Here is a 3,360-nt window from a genome sequence, read left to right on the forward strand (position 1 = left end):
ACTTCAACAATTTCAAGCATGAAGACGACGGCAAGGTGCCGAGCGTCGCCGAAGCGCTCGAACAATCGGTCAACCTCTCGTTCGTGCGCATCATGCACGATGTCGTCCACTACCACGCCTACGAGGCCGTCGATGCCCCAGCCCGCGGCCTGCGCGACAAGGATGACGACGATACCCGGCAGGCTTTCCTCAACCGCTTCGCCGAACGCGAGGGCCTGGGTTTCCTGCGCACCTACTGGCACAAGTACCGCGACGTGGCACCAGAGGATCGCCTTGCCGTGCTCAGCGATTCGGTGCCGTCTCGCCCCGCCCCGCAAGCCGCCGCCTACCTCAGCGTGCTGCCGAAAAGCGATTTCGTGAGCTTTGCCGCCTTCATGCGCCAGCAGCTCGGCGAGCGGGCCGGCACCGACGCCGGCCTGCGCCGCCTGTTCGACGCCCACGCCACGCGCCAGTACAACCTGGCCGACCAGGGCTATCTGGCCCGCGTCCATCCGCTCGAACTGTGGCTGGTCCACCACCTGCAGAGCCAGCCGAAGGCGACGCTCAAGGACATCGTCCCGGCCAGCGTCGAGGCCCGCCGCGATGCCTCGAAATGGCTGTTCGCCCCACGCTTCAAGCACGCCCAGCAGGTGCGCATCGACATCGTCGTCGAGGTCGCCGCCTTCGAGCGCATCGCCGAAGAATGGCGCCGCCTCGGTTACCCCTTCGACCATCTCGTGCCCTCGCTGGCCACCGCTATCGGCAGCTCGGCCGACCGCCCGGCCGCCCTCGCCGAGCTCATGGGCATCGTTGTCAACGACGGCATCCGCCGGCCGACGGTGCGCATCGACGAACTCCGCTTCGCCACCCATACGCCCTTCGAAACCCGCCTGCAGCGCCAGCCGGAAGCCGGCCAGCGTGTCATCCCGATTGAAGTAGCCCAGGTCACCCGGCGCGCCCTGCTGCGCGTCGTCAACAGCGGTACGGCCCGGCGCATCAAGGACACCTACCGCGACCACGCAGAACAGCCGCTCATCATGGGCGGCAAGACCGGTACCGGCGACCACCGCTCCAAGGTCATCGGCGCCGACGGTGGGGTGCGCAGCGCCAAGGTCATGAACCGCGCCGCCACCTTCGCCTTCTACATCGGCGATCGCTTTTACGGCGTCGTCACCGCCTTCGTCCCCGGCGCCAAGGCGGCCGGTTACGACTTCACCTCGGCCCTGCCGGTGCAGATCATGAAGGAAATGGAACCGGCCCTGCGGCCGCTCATCGCCGACCGGCCGGCCGCCGAAGGCAAGTGCAAGGGTTGAAGACCAAGCTTCACAGATGACCACTTTGCTGCACCGCAGCAAAGTGGTAGTCTCTCGCTGGATAAAAACATGGCAGTAAAGCGAGAAACAGCATGAGCGAAATCGACCTGAAACGCTTCTTCCTTGAGCAGGTTCGCCTGTTCGAAACTTTCCCGGCCGACAAGGTCGAGGAAATCGTCATCAAGTCCCGCCTGGCGACGTATGAAGGCAACGAAGCCATCCTCGAAACTGGCGACGAAGGCCGTTTCATCGGCGTCATGATCAGCGGCCACGCCGAGATCTCGATGACCGACAACACCGGCACCCGCGCCGTCATCACCCAGCTTGGCGTCGGTGATGTCTTCGGCGTCATGTCGCTACTCACCGGCGACCGCCTCGTCGCCGACGTCATTGCCGGCAACCGCTGTTTCGTGCTGATGATCCCGCAGGAAGTCTTCAACACCCACATCCTGACCAATCCGAAGGCCGTCGGCTACCTCTCCCATCTGCTTGCCGACCGCACGCGCACCATGTCGGTCGACCTGGTTAGCGCCCAGGCCAATGCCATCGTTCGCTCGCGCGACCCGTATGCCCTGTCGCTGCAAACCAACCAGCCGGGAAAGGTGGTCGTCCTCAATGTCGGCATCAGCCAGATCCATTTCGGCATCTACGACACCGAAGAGAGCGGCGCCGATGTGCACGGCATCATCGACCACGCCGACCAGCAGGTGACGCGAATCACCGTCAAGGTCGGCACCCAGCAACGATCCGTCGACCACGCCCCGTTCAAGTTGTCCGACCTGTTCAAGGTCATGCAGGAAGCGACCGCCCTGCTCGGCGAGCATTTCACCTTCCACCCCGAAGACGTCAGCGCCATCGGCCATCGCGTCGTCCATGGCGGCAACCGGTTCTCGAGCTCGGTCGTTATTACGCCGGCCGTCATTACCGACATCGAGGCCTTCTCGGTTTTCGCGCCGTTGCACAACCCGGTCAACGTAGCCGGCATCCGCGTCGCCATGAAAATGTTCCCGAACGTGCCGCAGGTTGCCGTTTTCGACACCGCTTTCCACCAGACGCTGGCCCCCTACGCCTACCTCTACGGCCTGCCTTACGACCTCTACAAGCAGCACGGCATCCGCCGCTACGGCTTCCACGGCACTTCGCACCGCTACGTTTCGCTGAAGTCGGCCGAAGTCCTCAAGCGCCCGCTCGGCGAGCTCGAAATCGTCTCCTGCCACCTCGGCATCGGCGCCTCGCTGTGCGCCATCGACCATGGCCGCTCGATCGACACGACGATGGGCATGACGCCAACCGACGGCCTGATCATGCCGAGCCGTTCGGGCAGCATCGACCCGGCGGTGATGATCCACCTGATGGAACAGCACCACATGTCGCCCGAGCAGTTGTCGACGCTGATCAACACCGAGAGCGGCCTCAAGGGCATATCCGGCATTTCGAGCGACATCCACGAGATCGAGGCCGCCGCCGCCGAGGGTCACCACCGCGCCCTGCTCGCCCACAAGGCTTACTGCTACCAGGTGCGCAAGAACATCGGCGCCTACGTCGCGGCGATGGGCGGCATCGATGTCCTGGCGTTCACCGGCGACGTCGGCGAAACAAGCGCCACGGTGCGCAGCCTGGCCTGCCAGGGCCTTGAATTCATGGGCATCAAGCTCGACGAGGAAAAGAACCGCAATCTGGGCCGCGTCGACAATTTCGCCATCATCTCGGCCGACGACTCGCCGGTCACCATCCTCGTCGTCGCCAATGACGACGAGCGCCTGGTCGCCTGGGAAACGCTGCGTTCCATCGAGCGCAATGCCTTGCTGCTGGCGGCCAACGCCGAAGACATCGCGATCCCGGTCGAAATCTCGGCCCACCACGCCCACCTCTCGCAGGCCGACGTCGAAAAACTGTTCGGCCCCGGCCACCAGCTGACGCCGATGCACGAACTGTCGCAGCCCGGCCAGTTCGCCTGCGAGGAACAGGTCCATCTCGTCGGCCCCAAGGGGCGGATCGCCAAGGTCCGCGTCCTCGGCCCGACGCGCAAGGAAACCCAGGTCGAGATCGCGATGACCGAGCAGTTCAA

General features: G+C 64.6%; 1 protein-coding gene and 1 pseudogene. Both read left to right on the forward strand.

What is annotated here, in order from left to right; all coding sequences use genetic code 11:
• Positions 1-1,292, forward strand: a pseudogene (locus ADADOO_RS08280) (glycosyl transferase family 51); the annotation flags it as partial.
• Between the two features lie 92 nt (positions 1,293-1,384).
• Positions 1,385-3,360: acetate/propionate family kinase (locus ADADOO_RS08285; protein ID WP_511276622.1), on the forward strand; the 1,976-nt coding region annotated here is incomplete at its 3' end.

It is taken from the genome of Azonexus sp., from assembly GCF_036170495.1.
Classification (GTDB): domain Bacteria; phylum Pseudomonadota; class Gammaproteobacteria; order Burkholderiales; family Rhodocyclaceae; genus Azonexus.